This is a genomic window from Phytomonospora sp. NPDC050363 (assembly GCF_040655735.1).
Taxonomy (GTDB): Bacteria; Actinomycetota; Actinomycetes; order Mycobacteriales; family Micromonosporaceae; genus Phytomonospora.
In genome coordinates this window covers 452,286-471,647 of sequence record NZ_JBFAKK010000004.1, presented here as the reverse complement: position 1 = coordinate 471,647, position 19,362 = coordinate 452,286, and the positions used below count along the sequence as shown (strand labels likewise).

The window sequence follows — 19,362 nt, the reverse complement described above, 5'->3', positions numbered from 1 at the left end:
TCACGCGCCCCATCCGGCCTGGGCGCCTTCGGCGCGCTCGTCGCGGACCCGTTCGAAGTAGCCCGAGCGGTGGTAGGCGGCGATCGGGTCGGGGTCGAGGCCCATGTCGGCCCGAACCTGCGCCAGAAGGGGCCGCACGTCGGTGTTGTAGGCGTCCATGACGACCGCGTTGGCGCCGAGCACGTCGCCGGACCCCTGCGCCGAGGCCAGCGCGTCGCGGTCGACGAGCAGGGCCTTGGCCGTCGCCTCCTGCACGTTCATGACCGAGCGGATGATCGCGGCGATCTTCGGCTCGATGTTGTGGCACTGGTCGAGCATGAAGGCGATGCCGGCGGCCGGGTCGAGGGCGTCGGCGGCGACGATCTCGTTCATGATCCGAAACAGCTGGAAGGGGTCGGCGGCGCCGGCCATGAGGTCGTCGTCGGCGTAGAAGCGGGAGTTGAAGTCGAAGCCGCCGAGCTTGCCCGCGCGCAGGAGCACCGCGACGATGAACTCGATGTTGGTCCCCGGCGCGTGGTGGCCGGTGTCGATGACGACCTGGGCGCGCTCCCCCAGCTGTGCGCAGTGCATGTACGCCGTGCCCCAGTCGGGCACGTCGGTGGCGTAGAAGGCCGGTTCGAAGAGCTTGTACTCCAGCAGCATGCGCTGTCCCTCGCCGAGCCGCGCGTAGACGGCCTCCAGCGCCTCGGCCAGCCGGTCCTGCCGGGCGCGGATGTCGTCCTGGCCGGGATAGTTGGTGCCGTCGGCGAACCAGAGTTTGAGGTCGGCCGAGCCGGTGGCGTCCATGATGTCGACGCATTCCAGCAGGTGGCCGAGAGCCTTGCGGCGGACGGCCGGGTCGGGGTGCGTGACGCTGCCGAGCATGTAGTCGACGTCCTGGAAGACGTTGGCGTTGATGGTTCCCAGGCGCACGCCCTGCTCTGCGGCGAAGGCTGCCAGCACGGTGTAGTCCTCGACGCGGTCCCACGGGATGTGGAGCGCCACGCTCGGCGCGACACCGGTGAAACGATGTACGACCGCGGCGTCGGCGATCTTCTCGAAGGGGTCACGCGGGACACCGCGCTGGGGGAACACGCGGAAGCGGGTGCCGGAGTTGGCATAGGCCCAGGAGGGGGTTTCGATCTGCTGCGTTCGCAAGGCGGGGGCGGGATCGGCCATGTCTACTCCAAAGCGGCAGTGAAACGTTTCATCAAACGTCGTATAAGCTAACAGCCGGAAAGTTGGCGGTCAATAGTCGACGAGGCGTAACGCCGCGCGTCTGCGAGCGAGGATCGGAAGGCGGCCATGACGGCCAGCATCAAAGAGGTGGCTCGGCGTGCCGGAGTCTCGCTCGGCACCGTCAGCAACGTGCTGAACCGTCCCGAGAAGGTCACGCCGGAGAACCGCGAGCGTGTGCTCAAGGCCATCGCCGAACTGGGCTACGTGCGCAACGACTCCGCCCGCCAGCTTCGCGCCGGACGCAGCCGCACCGTCGCCATCGTGGTCCTCGACGGCGGCAACCCCTTCTTCACCGACGTCACCCGGGGAGCCGAGGAGACGGTCGAGGCCGCCGGCAGCATGCTCATCGTCTGCAACAGCGGCGAGAGCCCGGCCCGCGAGGAACGCCTGCTGGAGATGCTCGAACAGCAACGCGTCCAGGGCCTGCTCATCACCCCAGTCGGCACGTCGTCCACCGCGCGCCTCGAACGGCTGTCGCGGCACGGGATCCCGGTCGTGCTCGTCGACCGGGGCGCCGGCCGGGGCGCCTTCTGCTCGGTCTCGGTCAACGACGTGCTCGGCGGCCAGCTCGCCGCCGAGCACCTGCTGCGCACCGGGCACCGGCACATCGCCTTCGCCGGCGGGCCGCTCACCCTGCCCCAGGTGAGCGACCGGCACCAGGGCACGACGGCCGCCCTCGCCGAGTTCGCCGCCGAGAACCCGCCGGCCCGGCTGACGGTCGTCGACACCGCCAACCTGACCGTGGCCGCGGGCCGCAAGGCCGCCGCCGAACTGGCCGCGATCGCGCCCGGAGAGCGGCCGACGGCGGTGTTCTGCGCCAACGACCTGCTCGCCCTCGGCGTACTCCAGGAGCTGATCACGCGCGGCCTTCGCGTCCCCGAGGACATGGCGATCGTCGGCTACGACGACATCGAGTTCGCTGCGGCGGCGGCCGTGCCGCTGTCCTCGGTGCGGCAGCCGCGCGAACTGCTCGGCCGGACCGCCGCCCAGCTGCTGCTCGAAGAGGTCGAGGACGCCGGGCATCAGCATCGCCGCACCCTCTTCGACCCCGAACTGGTGGTGCGCAGGTCCAGCGAGCCGTCGCGCCCGGCGTAGGTACTCATCCCTTGATCGCCCCGGCCGTCATGCCGGCCACGATGCGCCGGTTGAAGAACAGGAACATCAGCAGGGGCGGGATGGTGATCAGCAGGATGTTGGTGAACAGCAGGTTGTAGCGCGTGCCGAGCTGGCTCTGGAAGTTGTAGAGGGTCAGCTGCACGGTGGCGTTGTCGTCGCCGGGCAGGAAGTACAGCGGGTTGGTGAAGTCGTTGAAGACCGTCACCGACTGCACGACGACCACGGTGATCGCCACCGGCCGCAGCAGCGGCAGGATGACCCGGAAGAACAGCCGCACCGGTCCGGCGCCGTCGAGCGTCGCTGCCTCGTCGAGTTCACGGGGAACCGTCGAGACGAAGGCGCGGAACAGCATGATGCTGAAGGACATGCCGAAGGCGACCTCGACCAGGATCAGGCCGGGCATCGTCCGGAAGAGTCCGAGGCCCTGCAGGACCCAGATGGTCGGCACGACCGCCGGCGGGATGATGAGCCCCGACAGCACCAGGAAGTTCACCAGCCCGTTCCAGCGACTGCGCCGCCGCGCCAGCACGTAGGCGATCATCGCCGACAGCAGGACCATCAGGGCCACGCTGCACACGGTCAGGACGGTGCTGTTGATGAAGGCGATGATGAGCATGTAGTCGCGCGCCTCGACCACGGCGACGAGGTTCTCGACGAACTGGAAGTTGCGCGGCCAGGAGAAGTCGAGCTCGGCGGCCTGCGACTGGTCCTTGACGGCGGTCAGCGCGATGAACGCGAAGGGGACGACGAACACGACCGTCGACACCACGATCGCCACGGTGCTCAGCCAGTGGTTGTTCTTGTTGCGGCGGCCGGTCATCGCTCGACCTCCTTGCGGTTGAGGAACCAGAACAGCGGCACCACGATGGCGGTGACGACCACGAACAGGACCACGTTGCCCGCGGTGGACAGCCCGTAGAAGCCCGCCTGGTACTGCTTGTAGATCACCGAGGCGGTGACGTCGGAGGTGAACCCGGGCCCGCCGCGGGTCATCGCCCACACCAGGTCGAAGGAGCGCAGCCCGCCGATCAGCGACAGGATGATCACGGTGACCGTCGCCGGGCGCGCCAGCGGGATCATGACGTGGCGCAGCACGCCCATCGAGCCGGCGCCGTCGACCCGCGCCGCCTCGAAGTACTCCTGCGGGATCGACACGATCCCGGCGATGTAGATGAGGGTGGCCAGCCCGACGCCCTTCCACACGTCGACCATCGCCACCGACAGCAGCGCCAGCGAGGGGTCGGTCAGCCAGCCCGGGCCTTCGACGCCGAGCAGGGCCAGCGATCGGTTGATCAGGCCGGTGTCGGGGTTCATCAGCACGGTGAAGGTGAGGCCGACGCCGATCGTGGACACCAGCACGGGAAAGAACACCACCGAGCGCAGGTATCCCCTGGCGACGATCCGCGACGTCAGCAGGACGGCGAGGCCGAAGCCCAGGACCACTTTCGACACCGAGGTGACCACGGCGTAGACGAAGGTGTTGGTGAAACCCTTGACCAGCGCGGGCTCCTGGAAGAACTGGACGAAGTTGTCGAAGCCGATGAAGGAGTGGTCGAAGATGCTCCACCGGGTGAGGCTGAAGTAGAAGGAGGCGAAGGTCGGCGCGAGGAAGAGCACGCCGTAGACGACCGCGCCGGGAAGGTAGAACCACAGCGGGTACGGGCCGCCGGGCCGACGCCGCCTGCGCGGGATCGCTTGCGTTGTCATGTCGTTTCCCTCTCGGTCCCGCGCCCGCGCGAACGGCGGCCGCGGGACCGAAGTCCGTCTACCAACCGGGCAGGCCGAGTTGCTGGGCTTGTTTCTCCACGTCCTGGTCGTAGAGTTCGGCTCCCTCGATCGCCGGGCGGATGCCCGAGCCGACCTCGACGGTGATCTGCTCCAGCGCCGGGCCCTTGACCGGCGAGAGGAACTCCAGCGCGGGACTGGTCTTCTTGCCGTCGAAGTAGGGCTGCATGTCCTTGATCGCCTGGGGAACGGTGTCGGGAAGCGTGCAGCCGGCGACGACGAAGGGGCCCGAAGGGGTGCTGGCGCCGGCCATCACGTCGCAGCCCTCCTTGCTCGCCACGAAGGTCAGGAAGCGCTTGGCGGCCTCCAGCCTGGCGTCGGTGGTGGTCGTCGGGATGTACATCGCGCCCGGCTCCCAGACGGTCAGGCCGTTGCCGGCCGCGTCGTCGCCGGGGAGGGCGAAGAAGCCGATGTCGGCGACCTTGTCGGGGTGCGCGGCGGCGAGCGTGGCGACGGTGAAGGTGAGCATCGGGAAGTGCACGCCCTCGCCCTCGGCGAGGAGCTTGAGGCCCTGTTCGAGCTTCAGTGAGGCGAAGCCCTCGTTGACGTATCCGGCGTCGTGGAGTTCCTGGAGCTTCTGGAAACTGCGCAGGGCCGCCGGGGTGGTGGCGAACTTCGCCTGGTTGGCGGTGAAGCGCTCGGCGAAGTCGGGCTGGGCGGTGAGCACGTTGTGGAAGTCGGCAAGGACGGTGACCTGCGAGGTCCAGGTGTCCTGGTAGGTCTGCACGACGGGGGCCGGGCCGGCCTTCGCGATCGCGGCGTTGTTCGCCATGAAGTCGGCCCAGGTGGTGGGCACGGTCAGGCCGAGTTCGGCGTAGACGCGCTTGTTGTAGAGCATCCCGCCGCCCATGGCGCCGCCGGACGGGACGCCGTAGAGCTTGCCTTCGGTGGTGACGGTGACCTTGAAGGCGGGGTCGAGGGCGTCCACGTAGGACTGGTCGTCGAGGGGAAGGAGGTTCTGCTGGGGGTTGAGCGCCTGGAAGAGCGACCCGGAGTTGTACTGGAAGATGTCGGTCATGTCGCCGGTGGCCAGGCGGGTCTTGACGATGTTGTCGCCCTCGCCGCCCTGCGGCCGGGTCTCGATGTCGATCTTCACATCGGAGTTGGCCGCGCTGAAGGCGGCGGCGAGCGCCTCGGCGGTCTTGACCGTCGAGGCTTCGTTGTCGACGAGGAAGGACAGCGTGGTGACGCCCTCCTCGTCGCTGGGGCCGAGGCTTCCGGCGCTGCAGGCGCTCAGCATCGCCACGGCGGCCGTGGCGGCCACGAGCGCCGTGAGGCGTCGCGGCTTGGCGGTGAACATGGGTGATACCTCCAAGGCAAGGGGTGGAATACCTGGGGTCCACATCCCGGACACGGATATGAAACGATTCATCGAGTTGCCTGACTTTAGGACCCCGTTACGGGGGCGTCAAGCCTTTGTCACGGATTTGTTGCGTCGAAGGCGGCGCCCAGAACGCGGCGCAGTTCCTCGGCGCCGCGCACGACGTCGCCGGGGACCAGCGCGTCCACAAGGGACGACGCCGGGGCGTCGAAGTGGGCGCGCAGCGACGCGGCGACGCCCGCCTCGTCGGCCGCCAGTCCGGCCGACACCGCTGCCTCGACGATGCCGCGCCACGCGGGCTCGTCGTCGAGGACGTCGCGGACGGTCGCCCGGCGGCCGGATACCGCCTCCGCGAACGGATCGGCCGACTCCCACTCGTGGCGGCCGTGACCGACCTCGGGGAAGTCCCGTCCGTCGGGAAGGTGGACCGCGGCGGTCACCCCGACCGGAACCTCGACGGACAGCCGGAAGCGGCCCTCGGCACGCTCCCATGACACGGCGGCCGGTCCGTACGGCGTGAGGTGCCGCGCCGAGGCGTGGGTGAGCCGCGATCCGGGCAGCGGCCGCACCTCGATGGACCGGTATCCCGGCGCGGCGGGAGCGAGGCCCGCGACCGTCCGATGTAGCCAGTCGGCGACCGCGCCGAGCGCGTAGTGGTTGAAGGAGGTCATCTCGCCGGGGTTGATCCGGCCGTCGGGGAGCATGCTGTCCCAGCGCTCCCACACGGTCGTGGCGCCCATGGTCACCGGGTACAGCCAGGACGGGCATCCGGTCTGCAACAGCAGGCGGTACGCGACGCCGACCTCACCGGCGGCTGTCAGGGCGTCGGCGATCAGCGGCGTCCCGACGAAGCCGGTACTGATGCGGAAACCGCTCGCGCGCACCAGGTCGGCCAGACGCGCGCCGGCCCGGCGCCGCTGCTCGGCGTTGGGGAGCAGGTCCCACTGAAGTGCCAGGGCATAGGCGGTCGGCGAGTCGCTGAGCACGCGCCCGCCGCCGGTGACGTACTCCCGGGCGAAGGCGTCGCGAGTACGCGCGGCGAGTTTCTCGTACTGCTCGGCGGTCCCGGTCTCACCGAGCGCCCGTGCGGCGAGCGCCACCAGGTCCGCCGAGTGCGCCAGGTGTGCGGTGGCGACGACGTCGGGGTCGGCCTGGGAGTCGGCGGGCGCCTCGGGCGGTGCGGTGGGGTCGAGCCAGTCGCCGAACTGGAAACCGCCGGCCCATAGTCCGTCGGTGCCGGCGAGCGCCGAGATCCGGTCGACCCAGGCGCGCATGGAGGGGAGCTGGGCGGCGAGCACACCGAGGTCGCCGGTGCGCTGGTAGAGCACCCAGGGGACGACGGCGGCGGCGTCGCCCCAGGCCGCGGCGGCCGGGTCGGCGCCGTGCAGGACGTCGGGGATCACGAAGGGGACCGCGCCGTTGGGCAGCTGCTCGGCGGCCAGGTCGGCAAGCCAGGAGCGCAGGAATCCGGTGCTGTCGAACAGGAAGGCGGCCGTCGGCGAGAAGACCTGGATGTCGCCGGTCCAGCCGAGCCGTTCGTCGCGCTGGGGGCAGTCGGTGGGAACGTCGAGGAAGTTGCCGCGCATGCCCCACACGACGTTCTCGTGGAACTTGTTCAGGAGTTCGTGGGAGGAGTCGAACCAGCCGGTGCGCTTGAGGTCGGAGCCGACCGCGATCGCCTCGACGTCGGCCGCGCGCAGGTCCTCGACGCCGGTGATCTCGGCGTAGCGGAAGCCGTGGAAGGTCAGTGTGGGCTCCAGCGCGACCTCGCCGGGCCCGGCGAGGATCCAGCGGTCGGTCGCGTCGGCGGTCCGCAGGGGGCGCACGCCGAGTTCGCCGTCGTCGAGGACTTCGGCGTGGCGCAGGACGATCTCGTGGCCGGTGTCGTGCCCGCGTGTGCGCAGGCGGACCCGGCCGACGATGTTCTGTCCGAAGTCGACGAGTGTGCGGCCCGACGGCGAGGTCCACACCGCTACGGCGGGCAGTACGCCGGTGACGCGCACCGGCGGGCCGTCGGGCGCGACGAGCAGTCCCAGATCCGCGTCGACGATCACGACGGCTCCGTCCGGTTCTCGCGGAACCGGCCGCCGCAGGTCGGTGTGCTGTCCGTTGTAGAGGTCGTCGTAGACGACCTGGCTCTCGCCGGCCGTCCACGACTCGTCGGTGGCCAGCACGTGGACGGCTCCGTCGGCGGTCGTCACCTCCAGCTGCGCCAGGAGCGCCAGGCGGTCGCCGTAGAGGGCGCGGCGTCCCAGGAAGCCCAGGCGGCCGCGGTACCAGCCGTTGCCGAGGGTGACGGTCAGGTCGTTGCGGCCGGCCGTGACCAGCTCGGTCACGTCGTGGGACTGGTAGCGCAGCCGGTTGGGGTAGGACGTCCATCCCGGGGCCAGGACCTCGTCGCCGACGCGCCGCCCGTTGAGTTCGGCCTCGTAGACGCCGTGCGCGGTGGCGTACAGGCGTGCGCTGACGATCCCTTCGGGGATGTCGATCTCACCGCGGAGGACGGGTGCGGGCCGGTCGAGTCCGCCGAGTGCGCCGGGGCTGACGAACCGGGCCGTCCAGTCCTGGGGCGACAGCATGCCCGCCTCGACGACGCCCGCCTCGCTCCAGCCCGACCACTCGTCGTCGCGGACTCGGACGCGCACTTCGGCGCGCTCGCGCGACCTCAGCGGCTCGGCCGGCCAAGGTACGAGCACCTGCTCGTGCGACTCGACGACCGCGGTGACCGTCTCCCCCGCGCGGCTGATCTGGATTTCGCGGGCGCGCTGGACGAAGCCCGGCTCGGCCTCGGGCACCGTCCAGGACAGCCGGGGCACGGCCGTGCCGACCCCCAGGGCGGGACCCGCGTCCGTGCGGTGTTCGAAACGTGGGGCTGAGGGAGCGGCGGCGCGTGGCATGGAGGGACTCCTCAAACGCTTGAAACGATTCAGCGGAGATCTTTCAGCAATCACCGCGTCATCGTCAAGAGGTCGATGCCCGCCCTCGACGGACTCTCGGGCCCTACAGGTGGTCGTCCCAGACGATCTGCATCCACTCGTCGCGGTCCTCCTGCGGACCGAAGCCGAAGCGCTCGTAGAGGCCGGAGGCGTCCTTCGTGGACAGGATCATCCGCCGCAGCTCCATCGGCTCGACGTCGGCCATGATGCGCGCGATGAGCCGCTTGCTGATGCCCGTGCCCCGGACGCTGCGGTCGACGTAGACGTCGCCGAGCCACGCGATGATCGTGTGGTCGGTCACCAGGCGCGCGAAGGCGACCTGGTGGCCGTCGGGGTGGTAGACGCCGTAGCAGACCGAGTGCGCGAGGGCGCGTTCCACGCGCTCACGCGGGCGGTCAGGGGCCCAGTAGGTGTCGCTCGACAGCCGGTCGTGCAACCAGTCGAGGTCGAGTCTTTCCCGGTCGGTCGAGATGACGTACTCGTCGGCGTCGATCGGCATGGCGCGAGGATACCGCCTTAAAGTCATGGAAAACGGCCATCACACCGGGTCCTTGCCCAATGTGGACATGGATGCGGCGACGACGGCCTCGAAGGAGGACCCGATGGCCGCGTAGACGCGGGCCGCCTCGGTCCAGCGCATGCGCGCGACGTCGTGGTGACCGGCGTCCCTGGCGACGTCACCGAGTCCGCGCAGTGCGTCGGCCTCACCGATCCGGTCGCCGAGCCGCCGGTGCAGGGCACGGCCGAGCTCGAACAGCTCGGCCGCCTCGGCGTGACGGCCCTCGACCCGCGCCACCTCCCCCAGTCCCCGCAGGCTGTCGGCCTCACCGAGCCGGTCACCGGCCTCTCGGTACAGGCCGTGCGAGCGCTGGTAGAGGCGGCCGGCCTCGGCCCAGTCCTCCCGGAGCCGCGCGAGTTCGGCGAAGCCCCAGAGTCCCTCGCCTTCGCCCCTGCGGTCTCCCGCCTCGCGGTAGCGGTCGAGAGCCCGGCCGTAGTGCGCCGCCGCGCCCTCGGTGTCGCCGCGCATCATGGCCACCTCGCCCAGACCGGTGAGGCAGCCCGCCTCTCCTTCGGCGTCGTCGGCGGACCGGTAGATCTCCAGCGCCTCGGCGAAGTGTCCGGCGGCGGCGGCGTAGCGCTCGTTGAGCCGGGCCGCGTGTCCCAGACCGGTGAGACCCCTGGCGACGCCGAAGTCGTCGCCGAGGTCGCGATAGATCGCCAGCGCCCGGCCGTAGTAGCCGGTGGAGTCGCGGTACTGGTCGCGCAGCCGGGCGACGTTGCCGAGCCCGACGAGGCCCGCGGCCTGCCCGCGCGCGTCGCCGAGCCGCTCGCCGGTGCCCAGCACGTAGCGGTGGCAGAGTTCGGCGTCGTCGGTGAAGCCGAGGTTGAGCAGCGGCCCGCCGATCGACAGCGCGACGGTCACCAGCGCCGAGCGTGCCACGTCGTCGGCGGGTTCGGTGACCAGCGAGGCCAGCAGGTTCTCGCGCTCGTCGGCCAGCCAGCGCCGTGCGGCGGCGACCGTCTCGCCGGTGGGCGGCGGGTGCTCGGGCCCGCCGTCGGCGGCTCCGGGGTGCACGAGGGCGTAGGGGGAGCTGTGCAGGTGCCCGGCGACCTCGGCGGCGGTCTCGGCCTGGGCGGTGAGCAGCCGCCGGAAGGCCTGCCGCCAACGGCCCTCGTCGAGGTCGGCGGCGGCGCGCTCGGCGACGTAGGCGGCGATGAGGTTGTGGAAGCGCCAGATGGCACCGTGGTGGAACTCCAGCAGGTTGGCCGCCGCGAGTTCCGACAGCAGCAGGCGCGCCCGCGCCTCAGTGGTGCCCAGCAGCGCCGCGAGGGCGAAGGCGGTCGCGGTTCGGCCGGGCTTGCGCACCAGCAGGCACAGGGCCCGGCGCTCCACGTCGCGCAGCCGCCGGTAGGACATGTCGAAGGCCGCCCAGACGGCCTTGGCCGCAGGGGCGAGCGGTGACTCCAGGTCGGCGTCCGGGGAGCCGGGCGCGGCACGCACCGCCCACACGTCGGCGAGTTCGGCGGCGATGTCGGAGACGGGCAGGTCCTCGTAGCGGCGCAGGGTCGCCAGCACGATGTCGATGGCCAGTGGCAGTTCGGCGGTGAGGGCCGCCAGCCGGTTCACCGCGTCGGGAGCGGCGGTGGGCCGCGCGGTGGTGAGCATCCGCCGGGTGTCCTCTGTGGACAGGGTGCGCAGCCGGTACTCGTGGGCGCGCAGGCCGGACAGGCGGTCGCGGCTGGTGACCAGGACCAGGCAGCCGCTCGAACTCGGCAGCAGCTCGCGCAGTTGCTGTTCGTCGCGGGCGTTGTCCAGGATGACGACGGGGAATCCGTGTCGCGCTACCTCGGCGCGCCAGGCGTTGGCGCGCATCGCCGGTGAGGCCACGACGTTGTCGGTGGCCGCACCGCAGGCGACGAGCAGTTCGCCGAGCACCGAGGCCGGGTCGGCGGGCGGGAGCAGTTCCCCGTTCGCGTCGGCCTCCCAGCCGTGCAGGGCGACGAAGGGGACGTCGCAGCCCTGCGCCCGGCTGAGGCGCCAGGCGAGCGCCGTGGCCAGCGTCGTCTTTCCGACACCGGGCATGCCGTGGATGACGATCACGAGCGGCCGGCCGGGGGTGGGCTCGTGTCCTTCGACGAGTTCTTGGAGGGCGCGCAGATCCTCGTCGCGGCCGGCGACCTCGCCGGAGGCGGGGAGGGCGAACAGGTCTCCCGACAGCCAGCCTTTCTGGAACTGCTCGTCCATGCGGCGGGCGATGTCGCGGACGTCCTCGCGGGTGGCGTCGATGGCGGCGAGTTGCTCGCGGTGGCGGCCGGTGGCGATGAGGCGGTCGTGGAAGGTCTCCAGCGGCCCGCCGGGACGGCCGTGCTTGGCGACGGCGACGCGGATGTTGCGGTCGAGCGCCTCGATCATGGCCTCTGCCTCGGCGGGCGCCTCCGGCGGTGTCTCGCCGGCGTTCACCCAGCTGGTCACCGCGGCCGTCAGGGTGCGGCTGACGTCGCCCTCCACGTCGGGCGTGATGGCGGCCGCGCGGGCGTCGAGTCCGCGCAGCCGTCGGCGCAGGAGTTCGACGATGGCGGCCCGTTCGGCCTCGCTCGAACCCGTTTCCTGTGCGGTCCGTTTGATCGCCTCGGACAGCGCCGACTTCATCGCCCGGGTCACCGGGTCGGGCCGGATGCGGTCGCCGAAGATCGCGGTCAGGGCCTGCAGTAAGCCCTCGGTGAGCAGTTCCGGTAGCACGGCGATACCCCCTGAGCCGACATGAGCCCGGCTCTCAGAGTAGCCGGATCGCGCCGCTGGGTCCGGATCGTGCGACATGGAACGGGGACCGTCGCCGTGACGGTCCCCGTGTGGCCGTGCCCTGCCTCGGGAGGGTCAGGCGTAGGTCTCGAACTCGGCGACCTTCGGGACGCCGGACGAGCCGGTGATCCGGAACGTGATCTTGGTCAGCGAGGTCGCGGAGAAGCTGATGACGCCCGCCCCACTGCCCGACTTGAGCACCGTGCCGTTACCGGCGTTCACGACCTGCCAGGAACCGATCGCGCCCGTCGAGCCGGCGGCCTCGCGGATGTTGATCGAGGAGATCGTCTTGGCCGAGCTCCACTTGATCGAGATGTCGCCGGTCGAGCCGCTCGGCGACCAGAAGGTGCTCATGGAACCGTCGCGGACGTTGCCGTAGCTGGTCCCGTCGGCCTTGCTGGAGCCGTCGGAGCCCGCGCCGATGCTCAGGTTGGTGCCGTCGGGCGGCTGGGTCGGCGACGGTGAGACGGTCGGGCTGGTCGTCGGCGAGGTGGTGGTCGTCGGCGACGGGCTCTGCGGTGTGCAGTTGCCGTCGGACACCTGGTTGCCCTTGTTCGCGCCGGCCGTCTGGGCGACCACGGCGGGGACGCAGGACGCGCCGTCGAGGGTGTAGGAGTACGGGATGCTCACGCTGGTGTTGGACTGCGGGTTCGGGCCGGCGGGGTTGTTGTCCTCGCCCGGGCTCGACCAGGTCACGTTGTCGAAGATGTTCCCGGCGACCTGCCAGTAGCCGGCCTCGCTGGTGTAGAAGGTGCCCAGGACGTCCTTGGAGTTCTTGAAGTGGTTGTTCTCCACCTTCGCCCGGCCGCCGGCCCGTGAGTTGATCCCCGACTCGTGCAGGTCCACATAGGTGTTGTTGTAGATGTGGGAGATGCCGCCGCGCAGCAGCGGGGTGCGCGAGTCGATGTTGCTGTACAGGTTGTGATGGAAGGTGACGAAGCCGTTGGAGCGGTCGCTCTCGCTGGAGCCGATCAGTCCGCCGCGGCCGGAGTTGCGCAGGATGCTGTAGGACAGCGTCACGTACTGCGTGTTGTCCTTCATGTCGAAAAGGCCGTCATAGCCCTCCGACTCGCCGCCGGAGGCCTCCAGGGTCGTGTGGTCGACCCAGACGTTGCGCACGTCGCTCTCCATGGAGATGGCGTCGCCACCGTTGGAGGTCGGGGAGCCCGACTTCTTGACGTTGCGGATGGTCACGTTCTGGATGATGATGTTGCTCGCCTCGCGGATGTGGATGCCGAGCTGGTCGAAGACCGCCCCGCTGCCCACGCCGATGATCGAGACGTTGCTGATCTGCTTGAGCTCGATCACGCCGGCGGCGGTGTTGCAGCTGTCGCCGGAGACCTTGGCGGTGTTGCCGTGGTTGATCGTGCCGGTGACCTCGATGATGATCGGGGTGCTGCTGCTGGCCCGGCCGCACAGCGCGGTGTGGATCGCGGTGCCCGTGGTGGCCCGCACCGTCTGCCCGCCGGCGCCGCCGGTGGTCCCGCCGTTCTGGGTCGCGTACCCGGTGACGCCGCCGGTGGCGGCCGAAGCGCCGGGCACCACCAGGAGGAGTACACCGGACAGCGCCGCCAGAGCCGTGAGGCCCAGCATCGCGTAGAGCCGTAATACGAGTGGTCGTCTCATTTCTCGTCTCGCTTTCGTCTTCGAGTGCTGCTGCGTTCCGCGCACGTCCGTCCACGGCGAGTCGGCACGCCGGAGCGTGCGGAGTGCTGTGCGGGGTGCTGATCGGGGAGAGGCGCGAATGGACGCGCGAAACGACACGGGGGCCGGCGATTCGGGTGCGGCGCACGCCGCCGAAGCAGGGAGGGAACCGGTCGACGCCCGCCGAAGGCTCTCTTGGTCCACTAGGTCTGGAAAGCGCTTTCCATATGGGCGACCATAGAGACGCCCGAGGAGCCGTGTCAACGGTTGGGAACAAACCTGCAACAAGCCTGCATTCGGGAGGGCGGCGTTCTGCGACGGCCGGACCGCGCCGAGCGGGCGACCGCGGCTCACGGCGCGCTTGCCCATGCGACCGCCGTCGGTTCAGTCGCGGCCGGTCAACTCGGTCATGCCGGTGATGGTGAGCAGGCGCTCCACGGCGGGATGGACGTTGTCGAGACGCAGCCACCCACCCGCGATGTGGCACTCGTGGGCGGCGGTGATGAGCACGCCCAGACCGGTGCTGTCGCAGAAGGCCAGGGCCGACAGGTCGAGAACGATCCGCGGCGGAGTGGTCGACGTGATCAGCCCGGCCAGTTCGGTGCTGAGCGAATTGGCGGTCGTGACGTCCAGTTCGCCTTCGAGGCGCACGACCCGCCGGCTGCCGGTGCCCGTACTGGTGATCTTGAGAAACATGAGGCCTTCAGGACGGGTGGATACCGCGACGGAGCGGCGCTCGCCGGCCCGCCGGACAGGAGGCCAATCTACCCGCGTCGATGCCCGGATCCGGGGCGAACGGCGTCTCCCACCCTTTCGGGTAAGGAAACCGGCCGACGAGGGTCGCCCCGCGGGCCGGCTCAGCCGAGGATGAGCGGGAGCCTGGCGGCGAGATCACCCAGCTCGGCGGTCTCCCCGCTCGTCGGCGCGCGTCGGCCGGTGCCGACCAGCAGCGCGTCGGTGTCGGTGAACGAGGCCGGGAACGACGTCGCGGCGATCTTCTCCAAAGCGGCGCGGGTCGCCGCCAGAGTCTCGGTTGGCGGCGCGGCGGCACCCGGCCGGTGCGCGATCAGGTCGAGGTGGTGCAGGGTCGCCTCGACCACGTACACCGACAGGTAATCGCCGACGGCGAGAACCTTGTCGCGGGTGCCGACGCGGGCGGCGGGATCGGCGAGCGCGCAGGCGCGCCCTGCGGCCGAGCCGACGTCGTCGAGGTGGAACTTGAGCCACCGGGGCTCGCCGTAGGCGGCGGCGAGGCGCGGGATCAGCGCGTCGAGGGGGTCGTCGCCGGTCGGGGGCGCCTCGGCGAGTTCCCAGTAGGTGACGGTGTCGGCGGTGGGTTCGCCGTCGGCGGGCGTGGCCAGCGTGATCAGGATGTCCTGCGCGTCGATCACGAGGTGGCACGCCAGGTCGCGGACGAGCCAGCCGGCACAGCCCGACGGGCGCTCGAAGTCCTCGTCGGGTGTCGCGGCGACCGCTTCGAGCAGTGCCGTCCACGAACGGGAGAAGAGGTCCACCGCCGCATCGTAGGCCGCGGCGAGGGGGCGGGCAAGGCGATTCGAGGCCCGGTCGGCGGGCGACCGAGTTACGGTCCCGGGCCTGCCCGCGCGTCACCCCAAGCCTGCGCACCCAGACGCACAGGACTGCCCTTCGTACCTGGATGATCGCGGTCGGTGACCCATAGCGTCGAGGGAAACGAACACGGGAGGCACCATGGCCATGGGTTTCGAGGTCGAGATCCGCCGCAGGATCACCGACAACAACCAGACCGTCCTGATCGGCGACACCGAGTTGGTGCAGCACCCCTGGTTTCGGCTGGTCAGCGACAAGTTCAACCCGGGAAACGGCCAGTACTCCAACATGGAGTACGTGGTCGGCCGCTTCGACCAGATGGCCGGCACCGACCAGAACGCCGCCGACCTCGTCACCGACCGGGTCCGCGCGATGCTGATGATGAACGACGAGCTCTACGCCGGCGAGGACCTGCTGGCCAACCTGGTCTCCAATCCCCAGGCGGGAAACCAGGCGATCAACTTCTACATCAACGCCACCTACGGCAATACGGGGAACCTGCGGGTGCGCGACTGTCCCGCCAACGACGACCTGCGGCTCTACGTGCACTACACCGTCGGCTTCGAGCCCTCGGAGTGGCGCACGATGCTGGAACGCATCCGGCCGGTCGTGCGCCCCGACAGCACCCAGGACCGCGCCCGCACGCACCTCGACGACGGTCTCGCCGTCGCCGACCACATCGTCACCAACGTCGTCAACGGCCCGATCAACGCCACCGGCGGGCAGGCCGCGGCCGTGCGCACCGAACTGCGCGGCCACCTCGCGTTGCTCTACATGCACGCCACGGTCTGGATCGACCGGACGCTGACCCTCCAGCGCAACGGACTCCAGGCCGCCAACGCCGCACAGGCGCGGATCACCAACGTCGTGAACCAGCTTCCGTTCGAAGGCGGCCAGCCCAAGAACAAGATCGCCGCGCTGCCCCGGGCCCGGCTCTCGCAGATGTACGGCCTGCTGTCGGCGCAGTCCCGGCAGATCCTCGCCGCCAACGTCGACCCCGTCCTCGACGCCTTCTCGACCAAGGTCGAGACCCGCCACGGTCTGGACTTCCCCGACAACTTCCAGCTCAACAACGCCGTCGCCGGGACCACCTCGCTGGCCGTCTACATCACCTCCGGACTCAACGGCCAGAACGGGATCAGCCAGCAGGTGCTGTTCGGGGGCATGAACGAGACCGGAGTGGACAACGCCACCCACGGTCACCCGAGGGTGCCCTTCGAGTTCCGCTCGCTCTTCGCGGCCCGCGTCACCTGGGCCGACCTGCGCCTCGACGCGCTCAAGGTCGCGGGCTGGTCGCGCGACCAGAACCGCGTGCTGACCTGAGGACGGTGCCACCTCGGCGACCGCCCGGAGCGGACCGCCCGGCATGATCACAGCGTCAACAACGCAGTGGCTCCGGCCGGTCCCACGGAGGTCCCGTCTTGCCGACCACCGACGGCGCCCCCAACCCGTCCGCCGACCCTCACCTGTACCCGGGTACACCGGTGCCCGGGGACTGCCTGCTCGCCGGGACGTGGTCCTACCCGCTCCACTCCGACACGGGGGGTTCCCGGATCCTCGACCTCGACGGCGGCCCTCTCGCCCGCCGGGGCAGCATGCCCCTGGACCATGCCCTCGCCGAACTCGGCGTCGCGCCGATGAGCGCCCGCCGACCGGTCGCGGCCATCGGATCGAACGCCTCGGCCGGTCAGCTGCGGCACAAGTGGTCCGGCGCCGTCGACGCGATCCCGATGACCCGGGCGACCGCCACGGGCATCAACGTCGGCCACAGCGCCCACGTCGCCAGGGCCGGCTACCTCCCCTACGCGCCAAGGCACGCCGAAGGCCGCCGCACCGAGGTGTTCGTGCTGTGGCTCGACGAGCCGCAGATCGCGCTGCTCGACGCGAGCGAGCCCAACTACCGCCACGTCACCGTCTCCGGCCGCGACTACCCGCTCCGGCTCGCCGACGGCGGCCACCTCGATCGGTGGGGGATCTACCGGAGCCGGTGGGGCACGCTCGGGCTCACCGCCGGCGGTCAGGCGGCCGCGCTGGAACGCATCGCCGGGTGGGGACTCGCCGACCGGCTGCCCGGCTGGCCCGACGTCGACGCCGTCCAGGCCGCGCTCGCCGAGGACGAGAGGCTCCGGGTCGCGCTGCGGGAGGCGCTGGCTGCGTTCGCGCTGCCCGACGGGTTGCGCGAATCGAAGCCGGGTCCGGCTTAGGCCGTGTCCGCGTCCTCGGCCGCGGGCGCCTTCATGCGGGCAGCCCGTTCTCGGCGACCTCGGCGAGCTGCGCGGTCACCGTGCCCCAGCCCTCGGCGAAGCCCATCTCCTCGTGCACGGCTCGGGTCGCGGGGTCGGCGTGGCGGACGACGACGCGGTAGTCGGTGCCGTCGGGATGGTCGAGCAGGGCGATGTCGGCGGTCATCGTGAACGGCAGTCCGGCGGCGGGGCGCAGGCCGCTGTCGACGGCGTTGGTGAAGACGATCCGCTCCAGCTCCTCGACGACGAGGAAACACGCGTCGAGGTGGTCGGTGAACTTCGCGCCGTCGTCGCTCATCGATGTCACGAACGCGCCGCCGGGGCGGGGTTCGAGCCGCTCGACCCGGCAGATCGTCGGCGCCGGAAGCCACCAGCGCCCCAGGTTCTCCGGCTTCGTCCAGGCGTTCCAGACCTTCGCGCGGGGTGCGCGGATGACGCGTTCGATGGTGAGATCCAGTTCAGGGTTCATGTGTCCTCCTCGGTATCGGTGACGAAGGCCTCAAGGCGGTCGGTGCGCTCCTCCCAGAGGCGGCGCTGATCGCTCAGCCAGTCGTCGATGAGCGCGAAACGCCCGCGGTTGAGCTCACAGCGGCGGACCCGGCCGGTCTTCGACGTGATGACCAGGCCGGAGGCCTCGAGCGCGCGAATGTGCTTCATGAACGACGGGAGCGCGATCGGCGCCGACCGGGCCAGTTCGCCGACGCTGGCGGCGCCGCGGCCGAGCTGCCGGACGATGCCGCGCCGTGTCGGGTCGGCGAGGGCGGCGAAGACCCCGTCGAGCTCTGCGAAATGGTTAGCCATGTGGCTAAGTATTGCTCGAAAGAACACTTTCCGCAAGGGCTGAGCATCGATGGGGAGCGGCGGGACCGGGAGGCCTTTCGCGCACTTCCGGCGGGGCGGCCGGGGCCGCCCCGCCGCGCTCAGCAGCCGATCACCCAGTACGCGGGGCCGGTCTGCCGCAGTGAGGTGATCACGAAGACGTTCCACAGGCCCATGTCCTGGCCGGAACCGAGCGCGCGGGCGCGGCCGCCCGACTGATAAGCGCGACCGGCCACGGTGTGGGCGTAGTTGCTCGCGGTCTCGCACACGGGTGCGGGCGTGGTCGTCGGCGTCGGGGAAGGGGTCGGATCGGGCCCTCCGCCGCCGAGCCCGAAGTAGACGGCGTCGTGGTAGGTGGAGCAGACGGTGTCGAGGAAGTACGCGGCCGCCGCGCCACACTGGCTGGACCCGGTGCCAGGGTCGACGGGGGTGCCGTGGCCCATGCCCGCAACGAGATACCTGCGGACCTTGTCGCCGGAGTAGGTCTCCACGGTGGTGCCGGCGGGCAGCTGGGTCGTCGCCGACGGGGTCGCGGGAATCCCGGCGACATCGGTCCACTGGTCGCGCGACTCGTCGGCGTTGCGGACGACGACGGTGGCGTCGGCGGTGCCGTGCCAGACGGCGACCTTGGGCCGCTTTCCGGTGTAGCCGGGATAGGCGTTGCGCACGAGACCGCCCCAGGCGGCCGGTGTCCTGTCGGCGCCGGGGCTCATGCAGGAGTAGGCGCTCACGACGTCGGTCGCGCAGCGGTAGGGGATCCCGCCGATCACCGAGCCGGCCGCGAAGGCGTCGGGGTAGGCGGCGAGCATGACGGCGCTCATGGCCCCGCCCGCCGAGAGGCCGGTGACGTGCACGCGGGCCGGATCACTGCCGAGACCGGTGACGGCGTGGCCGACCATCTGACGGATGGAGAGCGCCTCCCCCTGCCCGCGCGCGGTGTCGCCGGGCAGGAACCAGTTGAAGCAGCGGTTGGCGTTGTTGGCGGTCTTCTGCTCGGCGTAGACGAGCGCGAAGCCCCAGGCGTCGGCGAACTTCTGCCAACCGGAGTTGGCGTGGTAGGTCGCCGCCGTCTGAGTACAGCCGTGCAGGACCACGACGAGCGGCGCGCCCGACGGCAGGCCGTCGGGCCGGTAGGAGTACATCGCGAGGTTGCCGGGGTTGGATCCGAAGGAGGCGACGGGTTGCAGGGTCGCGGCCCGCGCCGGGGCGGCCGTGATGAGGATCGTCGCGGTGATCAGTAAGAGGACGCCCCCGATTGCCGGGAGCAGGCGTCTGGTCATGGTCGCGCCTTCCGTTGTGAACCGGGCGTTTCGGCCGGGTCAACGTCAGGTTAGGAGCCACCGGCGACGAGGGCTATGTGGACGATCCACACAGGACGGACGACGGGAAGGGGACTCGGCCGACGGCGTC

At 70.6% G+C, this 19,362-nt stretch carries 16 protein-coding genes; 3 read left to right on the top strand and 13 right to left on the bottom strand.

Annotated elements, in window-relative coordinates; all coding sequences use genetic code 11:
- On the bottom strand, window positions 1–1,158 hold the full coding sequence (gene rhaI, locus AB0I28_RS13595; RefSeq protein WP_357492947.1) for an L-rhamnose isomerase: 1,158 nt from the start codon (window positions 1,156–1,158) through the stop codon (window positions 1–3).
- Between the two features lie 126 nt (window positions 1,159–1,284).
- Between rhaI and AB0I28_RS13590 the strand changes: the two genes are divergently transcribed.
- Complete coding sequence (locus AB0I28_RS13590) at window positions 1,285–2,313, top strand: LacI family DNA-binding transcriptional regulator (protein ID WP_357492945.1); 1,029 nt, start codon at window positions 1,285–1,287, stop codon at window positions 2,311–2,313.
- Window positions 2,314–2,317: 4 nt separating this feature from the next.
- Here the strand turns inward: AB0I28_RS13590 and AB0I28_RS13585 are convergent, their stop codons facing one another.
- From AB0I28_RS13585 to AB0I28_RS13545, 9 genes are all read right to left on the bottom strand, one after another.
- Window positions 2,318–3,154 (bottom strand): carbohydrate ABC transporter permease, encoded by an 837-nt coding sequence (locus tag AB0I28_RS13585; RefSeq protein WP_357492943.1) that lies wholly within the window; start codon window positions 3,152–3,154, stop codon window positions 2,318–2,320.
- Window positions 3,151–4,041 carry a sugar ABC transporter permease gene (locus AB0I28_RS13580; RefSeq protein WP_357492941.1) on the bottom strand — a complete coding sequence of 297 codons (891 nt, stop codon included), beginning with the start codon at window positions 4,039–4,041 and terminating at the stop codon, window positions 3,151–3,153. Before AB0I28_RS13580 ends, AB0I28_RS13585 begins: the two co-directional genes overlap by 4 nt.
- 58 nt (window positions 4,042–4,099) lie before the next feature.
- Window positions 4,100–5,419, bottom strand: a complete 1,320-nt coding sequence (locus AB0I28_RS13575) for an ABC transporter substrate-binding protein (RefSeq protein WP_357492939.1) — start codon at window positions 5,417–5,419, stop codon at window positions 4,100–4,102.
- 119 nt (window positions 5,420–5,538) lie between these two features.
- Window positions 5,539–8,337 (bottom strand): family 78 glycoside hydrolase catalytic domain, encoded by a 2,799-nt coding sequence (locus tag AB0I28_RS13570; protein WP_357492937.1) that lies wholly within the window; start codon window positions 8,335–8,337, stop codon window positions 5,539–5,541.
- A 103-nt stretch (window positions 8,338–8,440) separates the two neighbouring features.
- Window positions 8,441–8,875 (bottom strand): GNAT family N-acetyltransferase, encoded by a 435-nt coding sequence (locus AB0I28_RS13565; RefSeq protein WP_357492935.1) that lies wholly within the window; start codon window positions 8,873–8,875, stop codon window positions 8,441–8,443.
- Between the two features lie 39 nt (window positions 8,876–8,914).
- A complete protein-coding gene (locus AB0I28_RS13560) occupies window positions 8,915–11,617 on the bottom strand; it encodes a tetratricopeptide repeat protein (RefSeq protein WP_357492933.1) in 2,703 nt (900 codons plus the stop codon).
- 135 nt (window positions 11,618–11,752) lie between these two features.
- Window positions 11,753–13,303 carry a pectate lyase gene (locus AB0I28_RS13555; protein ID WP_357492931.1) on the bottom strand — a complete coding sequence of 517 codons (1,551 nt, stop codon included), beginning with the start codon at window positions 13,301–13,303 and terminating at the stop codon, window positions 11,753–11,755.
- Window positions 13,304–13,705: 402 nt separating this feature from the next.
- On the bottom strand, window positions 13,706–14,017 hold the full coding sequence (locus AB0I28_RS13550; RefSeq protein ID WP_357492929.1) for an STAS domain-containing protein: 312 nt from the start codon (window positions 14,015–14,017) through the stop codon (window positions 13,706–13,708).
- Window positions 14,018–14,178: 161 nt separating this feature from the next.
- Complete coding sequence (locus AB0I28_RS13545) at window positions 14,179–14,835, bottom strand: maleylpyruvate isomerase N-terminal domain-containing protein (RefSeq protein WP_357492927.1); 657 nt, start codon at window positions 14,833–14,835, stop codon at window positions 14,179–14,181.
- A 196-nt stretch (window positions 14,836–15,031) separates the two neighbouring features.
- Between AB0I28_RS13545 and AB0I28_RS13540 the strand changes: the two genes are divergently transcribed.
- Entirely contained in the window at window positions 15,032–16,213 is a 1,182-nt protein-coding gene (locus AB0I28_RS13540) for a hypothetical protein (protein WP_357492925.1), read from the top strand.
- A gap of 98 nt (window positions 16,214–16,311) precedes the next feature.
- A complete protein-coding gene (locus AB0I28_RS13535; RefSeq protein ID WP_357492923.1) occupies window positions 16,312–17,094 on the top strand; it encodes a hypothetical protein in 783 nt (260 codons plus the stop codon).
- A 31-nt stretch (window positions 17,095–17,125) separates the two neighbouring features.
- Here AB0I28_RS13535 and AB0I28_RS13530 read toward each other — a convergent pair whose 3' ends face one another.
- The 3 genes from AB0I28_RS13530 to AB0I28_RS13520 form a co-directional block, all read right to left on the bottom strand.
- Window positions 17,126–17,602: an SRPBCC domain-containing protein gene (locus AB0I28_RS13530; protein WP_357492921.1), complete on the bottom strand. Its 477-nt coding sequence runs from the start codon at window positions 17,600–17,602 to the stop codon at window positions 17,126–17,128.
- Window positions 17,599–17,934 carry a metalloregulator ArsR/SmtB family transcription factor gene (locus tag AB0I28_RS13525; protein WP_357492919.1) on the bottom strand — a complete coding sequence of 112 codons (336 nt, stop codon included), beginning with the start codon at window positions 17,932–17,934 and terminating at the stop codon, window positions 17,599–17,601. The genes AB0I28_RS13530 and AB0I28_RS13525 overlap by 4 nt, the downstream gene beginning before the upstream one ends.
- A gap of 119 nt (window positions 17,935–18,053) precedes the next feature.
- Window positions 18,054–19,232, bottom strand: a complete 1,179-nt coding sequence (locus AB0I28_RS13520; protein ID WP_357492917.1) for a PHB depolymerase family esterase — start codon at window positions 19,230–19,232, stop codon at window positions 18,054–18,056.
- Window positions 19,233–19,362 lie beyond the last annotated feature (130 nt).

Bases quoted from the DNA above. Each gene is read 5' to 3' on its own strand.
- rhaI (WP_357492947.1), bottom strand. From the start codon at position 1,158: ATGGCCGATCCCGCCCCCGCCTTGCGAACGCAGCAGATCGAAACCCCC.
- AB0I28_RS13590 (WP_357492945.1), top strand. From the start codon at position 1,285: ATGACGGCCAGCATCAAAGAGGTGGCTCGGCGTGCCGGAGTCTCGCTC.
- AB0I28_RS13585 (WP_357492943.1), bottom strand. From the start codon at position 3,154: ATGACCGGCCGCCGCAACAAGAACAACCACTGGCTGAGCACCGTGGCG.
- AB0I28_RS13580 (WP_357492941.1), bottom strand. From the start codon at position 4,041: ATGACAACGCAAGCGATCCCGCGCAGGCGGCGTCGGCCCGGCGGCCCG.
- AB0I28_RS13575 (WP_357492939.1), bottom strand. From the start codon at position 5,419: ATGTTCACCGCCAAGCCGCGACGCCTCACGGCGCTCGTGGCCGCCACG.
- AB0I28_RS13570 (WP_357492937.1), bottom strand. From the start codon at position 8,337: ATGCCACGCGCCGCCGCTCCCTCAGCCCCACGTTTCGAACACCGCACG.
- AB0I28_RS13565 (WP_357492935.1), bottom strand. From the start codon at position 8,875: ATGCCGATCGACGCCGACGAGTACGTCATCTCGACCGACCGGGAAAGA.
- AB0I28_RS13555 (WP_357492931.1), bottom strand. From the start codon at position 13,303: ATGAGACGACCACTCGTATTACGGCTCTACGCGATGCTGGGCCTCACG.
- AB0I28_RS13550 (WP_357492929.1), bottom strand. From the start codon at position 14,017: ATGTTTCTCAAGATCACCAGTACGGGCACCGGCAGCCGGCGGGTCGTG.
- AB0I28_RS13540 (WP_357492925.1), top strand. From the start codon at position 15,032: ATGGCCATGGGTTTCGAGGTCGAGATCCGCCGCAGGATCACCGACAAC.
- AB0I28_RS13530 (WP_357492921.1), bottom strand. From the start codon at position 17,602: ATGAACCCTGAACTGGATCTCACCATCGAACGCGTCATCCGCGCACCC.
- AB0I28_RS13525 (WP_357492919.1), bottom strand. From the start codon at position 17,934: ATGGCTAACCATTTCGCAGAGCTCGACGGGGTCTTCGCCGCCCTCGCC.
- AB0I28_RS13520 (WP_357492917.1), bottom strand. From the start codon at position 19,232: ATGACCAGACGCCTGCTCCCGGCAATCGGGGGCGTCCTCTTACTGATC.